Source organism: Streptomyces xiaopingdaonensis (assembly GCF_000262345.1).
Classification (GTDB): Bacteria; Actinomycetota; Actinomycetes; order Streptomycetales; family Streptomycetaceae; genus Streptomyces; species Streptomyces xiaopingdaonensis.
In genome coordinates, this window is record NZ_AJTQ01000151.1 from 1 (window position 1) to 4264 (window position 4264).

The 4264-nt window shown below is 69.7% G+C and carries 5 protein-coding genes; 3 read left to right on the forward strand and 2 right to left on the reverse strand.

The window, feature by feature from the left end:
• Window positions 1-352: FGGY family carbohydrate kinase (locus tag UWG_RS29910; protein ID WP_033196100.1), on the reverse strand; the 352-nt coding region annotated here is incomplete at its 3' end.
• Between the two features lie 194 nt (window positions 353-546).
• Here UWG_RS29910 and hisN point away from each other — a divergent pair.
• Entirely contained in the window at window positions 547-1341 is a 795-nt protein-coding gene (gene hisN, locus UWG_RS0112350) for a histidinol-phosphatase (protein WP_016907524.1), read from the forward strand.
• A 213-nt stretch (window positions 1342-1554) separates the two neighbouring features.
• Complete coding sequence (locus UWG_RS0112355) at window positions 1555-1953, forward strand: CBS domain-containing protein (protein ID WP_016907525.1); 399 nt, start codon at window positions 1555-1557, stop codon at window positions 1951-1953.
• A gap of 109 nt (window positions 1954-2062) precedes the next feature.
• Here the strand turns inward: UWG_RS0112355 and UWG_RS0112360 are convergent, their stop codons facing one another.
• Window positions 2063-3529, reverse strand: coding sequence for a catalase (locus UWG_RS0112360; RefSeq protein ID WP_016907526.1), 1467 nt, complete (start codon window positions 3527-3529; stop codon window positions 2063-2065).
• Between the two features lie 135 nt (window positions 3530-3664).
• Here UWG_RS0112360 and UWG_RS0112365 point away from each other — a divergent pair, with 135 nt between their 5' ends.
• Window positions 3665-4078, forward strand: a complete 414-nt coding sequence (locus UWG_RS0112365) for a Fur family transcriptional regulator (protein WP_016907527.1) — start codon at window positions 3665-3667, stop codon at window positions 4076-4078.
• Window positions 4079-4264: the final 186 nt, after the last annotated feature.

The window sequence follows — 4264 nt, forward strand, 5'->3', positions numbered from 1 at the left end:
GCTCGGTCTGCGCGGCGATCTGCTCCTGCGCCCTCGTGTCGACCCCGTAGAGGACGGCCGGCCGCAGCGGGGCGCCGCTCCCGTCCGTCGGCAGCACGCACGGCCCGATCCCGCTGACGCAGACCCCGGCGAGCCGCCCCTCCGCCTGCGGTCCCAACTCGGCGGCTATCGCCCGCAGATCGGCCCACCAGACCTCCTCCGCGTCGTGCTCGAACCAGCCCGGGTACGGCGTCGAGGTCGGGTGCTCCCGGACGGCGCTCGCGAGGAGCGCGCCGTCCGCCGCGTCGACGAGGACGCCCTTGGAGGACGACGTACCGATGTCGACGCCGAGGAGGAACTGCCTGCCTGTCACGTGAACTCCCACTCCTGCCGCGTGCCCGCCTTTGCGCCGTACTGTACGAAGGCCGCCGAGGGCATCCCGCACGGCGGTCCCGCCTGTGCGCGTGGCCGCCCGCCGCGCTCCGCACGGGTGACCGGTCGGCGGCGCGCGGGCGTAAGGCCGGTGCCCTGTGGTCCGGGGTCGCACCGCTGGGTACTGTGCGGGACATGCCGGACTACCACGATGATCTGCGTCTCGCCCACGTGCTCGCCGACGCCGCCGACGCCGCGACCATGGAGCGGTTCAAGGCTCTGGACCTCAAGGTCGAGACCAAACCGGACATGACGCCGGTGAGCGAGGCCGACAAGGCGGCCGAGGAGCTGATCCGCACCTCGCTCCGGCGCACCCGTCCCCGGGACGCGGTCCTCGGCGAGGAGTTCGGCACCGAAGGGCACGGCTCCCGGCAGTGGGTCATCGACCCGATCGACGGGACCAAGAACTACGTGCGCGGCGTGCCCGTCTGGGCCACGCTCATCGCGCTCACCGAGCGCGGCGAGGGCGGTGACCGGCCGGTCGTGGGCGTCGTTTCGGCGCCGGCGCTCAACAGACGGTGGTGGGCGGCGAAGGGCAGCGGTGCGTACGCGGGCCGCAGCCTCTCGAAGGCGAGCCGCCTCCAGGTCTCGCAGGTCTCCCGCGTCCGCGACGCCTCCTTCGCGTACTCCTCGCTCACCGGCTGGGAGGAGCGGGGCATGCTCGACGGATTCCTCGACCTCAACCGCGCCTGCTGGCGCACCCGCGCGTACGGCGACTTCTGGCCGTACATGCTCGTCGCCGAGGGCGCCGTCGACATGTGCGCCGAACCCGAGCTCTCGCTCTGGGACATGGCGGCGAACGCCGTCATCGTCGAGGAGGCGGGTGGCGCCTTCACCGGTCTCGACGGGCGCCCGGGGCCGCTCGGCAGCAACGCGGCGGCCTCCAACGGGCTGCTCCACAGCGAACTGCTCGGCTACCTGACGTCCTGAACCGGCCGCCCGCGCCCGCGGGTTGAGCAGGCGCCCCGCGACCCGTGCCGCGGGGCGCTCGTCGTGCGTGCGGTGCGGGGCCGTGCGACGGCGTGAGCCCCGCGTGCAGCCCCTTGTCGGGTCAACCCCCTCATGTGAACATGAGAATCCCCAAGATTGTGACCTTGTGAAAGGTTTCTCGTGGGCTCTCCACACCCTCCCAGGGAGGCACCCGTGCCCGACCTCGTCCGCGACGCCATGAGTTCGGTGGTTCTGACCATCGGCCCCGCGCACACCCTCCGCCAGTCCGCCCGACTGATGTCCGCACGCAACATCGGAGCCGCCGTGGTCCTCGATCCGGAGACCAGCGGCCTCGGCATCCTGACCGAACGGGACGTCCTCAACTCGCTGGGCGCCGGCGAGAATCCGAACGAGGAGCGAGCCGGGTCCCACACCACGAGGGACGTCGTCTTCGCCACGCCCGACTGGTCGCTCCAGCAGGCCGCCGAGGCGATGACGAGGGGCGGCTTCCGCCATCTCATCGTCCTGGAGGGCCGCGAGGCGATCGGCATCGTCTCGGTCCGCGACATCCTGCGCCGGTGGGCGTACAGCGAGAGCGCGGCAGCCGCCTGACGCACAGGGCGCCGTCAGACACAGCACCGGTGGGGCCGGACGCCGTCGGACGTCCGGCCCCACCGGATCGAAGTGCTCCGGGGACGGGCCCCGGAACCCTCGGCGAGCGTCAGCCGCGCAGGGCCTGGACCGCGGCCTCCAGACGCTTGCCGAAGTCCGCGTCGGCCTTGCGGAAGTTCTCGATGGCGCGCTGCGCGATGTCGTCGCGCGAGACGCCCGAGATGCCCCCGGCGAGGTTGTCGACGAGGCGCTGCTTCTCGTCCTCCGACATGAGCCGGTAGAGGTTCCCGGCCTGGACGAAGTCGTCGTCCTCGGCGTGCACAGCGGCGGGGTGGTCGCCCGTGGTACCGCTGACCCCGGAGTGGGCCCAGAGCGGCTGGTCGGTCTGGGCAGGGCCGCCGAAGCTGTTCGGCTCGTAGTTCTTGGTGCCCTCGTGGCGGCCGTCGTACATGACGCCGTCGCGGCCGTAGGTGCGCGCGGTGGTCGCCTTGGTCTCGTTGACGGGCAGCAGATCGGCGTTGATGCCGACGCGGTAGCGGTGCGCGTCGCCGTAGGCGAAGAGGCGCCCCTGGAGCATCTTGTCCGGGGACGGACCGATGCCGGGCACGAAGTGGTGCGGCGAGAAGATCGACTGCTCGACCTCGGCGAAGATGTTCTTCGGGTTGCGGTTGAGCTCGAGCTTGCCGATCTCGATCGGCGGGTAGTCCTCGTGCGGCCACACCTTCGTCAGGTCGAACGGGTTGAAGCGGTAGGTGGCCGCCTCGGCCGCCGGCATGATCTGCACCTGCACGGTCCAGGTCGGGTAGTCGCCGCGCTCGATCGACTCGCGCAGGTCGCGCTGGTGGCTGTCCGGGTCCTCGCCGGCGAGCTTGTCCGCCTCGGCCTGAGTCAGCGACTTGATGCCCTGGTCGGTCTTGAAGTGGTACTTCACCCAGAAGACCTCGCCCGCCGCGTTGACCCACTGGAAGGTGTGCGAGCCGTAGCCGTTCATGTGGCGGTAGCTCGCGGGGATGCCGCGGTCGCCGTGGAGCCAGGTCACCTGGTGCGTCGACTCCGGCGAAAGCCCCCAGAAGTCCCAGACGTTGTCCGCCTCCTGCGAGCCGGTGTACGGGTCGCGCTTCTGGGTGTGGATGAAGTCGGGGAACTTGATGGCGTCCTTGATGAAGAACACCGGGGTGTTGTTGCCGACGAGGTCGTAGTTGCCCTCTTCGGTGTAGAACTTCAGCGCGAACCCGCGGGGGTCGCGTACCGCGTCCGCCGCACCGAGGTTGCCGGCGACGGTGGAGAACCGGAGGAAGGTCTCGGTCTCCTTGCCGACCTCGGAGAGGAACTTGGCCTTCGTGTACTTGGTGACGTCGGCGGTCACCGTGAACTTGCCGTACGCACCCGCGCCGCGTGCGTGGACGATGCGCTCCGGGATGCGCTCGCGGTTGAAGTGCGCGAGCTTCTCCATCAGATGCTGGTCCTGGACCAGGACCGGACCGCCGACACCCGCGGTCTGGCTGTTCTGGTTGTCCGCGACCGGAGCACCGGCTTCCGTGGTCATCGGTCCGGCGTTCTTGTCCTGCACGGTCACGTATGCCTCCTGTGCTTCGATCGTGTCTTTTGCAAACACCGAGTGCGATCCTACATTGGACTTTGTCTAAGTCAAGATGAATACGAAACCCGTACCACTTCTGAACAGGCACCGTGCGCTGCTACCCTGGGCGGTATGAGTGACCTGCTGGACCGACTCCGTGAGCGCGGCTGGCGGCTCACCGCGCAGCGGCGGGTCGTCGCCGAGGTGCTCAACGGCGACCACGTGCACTACACCGCCGACGAGGTGCATGCGCACGCCTCCGCGCGCCTGCCGGAGATCGCCCGCGCCACCGTCTACAACACCCTCAGCGAACTCGTCGCCATCGGCGAGGTCATCGAGGTCAGCACGGACGGCAGGGCGAAGCGGTACGACCCCAACGTCCGCCACAGCCACCAGCACTTGGTCTGCTCGCGTTGCGGCACCATCCGCGACGTCCACCCGCAGGGCGACCCCCTCTCAGCGCTCCCCGAGGGCGAACGCTACGGCTTCACCGTCTCGGACGCCACGGTGACGTATCGCGGCGTCTGCCCCAACTGCGCTTCCTGACAGGCGAGTTCGCCCGGGGTACGCCCGTCCGATGGTCGAGCCCGCATCTTCACGGCGGCACCTTCCGCGGTGCCGCCCTCATGCGTCCCGGTGGCAACGACAATGAGGCCCGGATCAGAAGATCCGGGCCTCATTTCCAAGTAGCGGGGACAGGATTTGAACCTGCGACCTCTGGGTTATGAGCCC

Excerpts from the sequence above, each read along its gene's own strand:
- hisN (WP_016907524.1), top strand. The coding sequence starts at position 547 with ATGCCGGACTACCACGATGATCTGCGTCTCGCCCACGTGCTCGCCGAC.
- UWG_RS0112365 (WP_016907527.1), top strand. The coding sequence starts at position 3,665 with ATGAGTGACCTGCTGGACCGACTCCGTGAGCGCGGCTGGCGGCTCACC.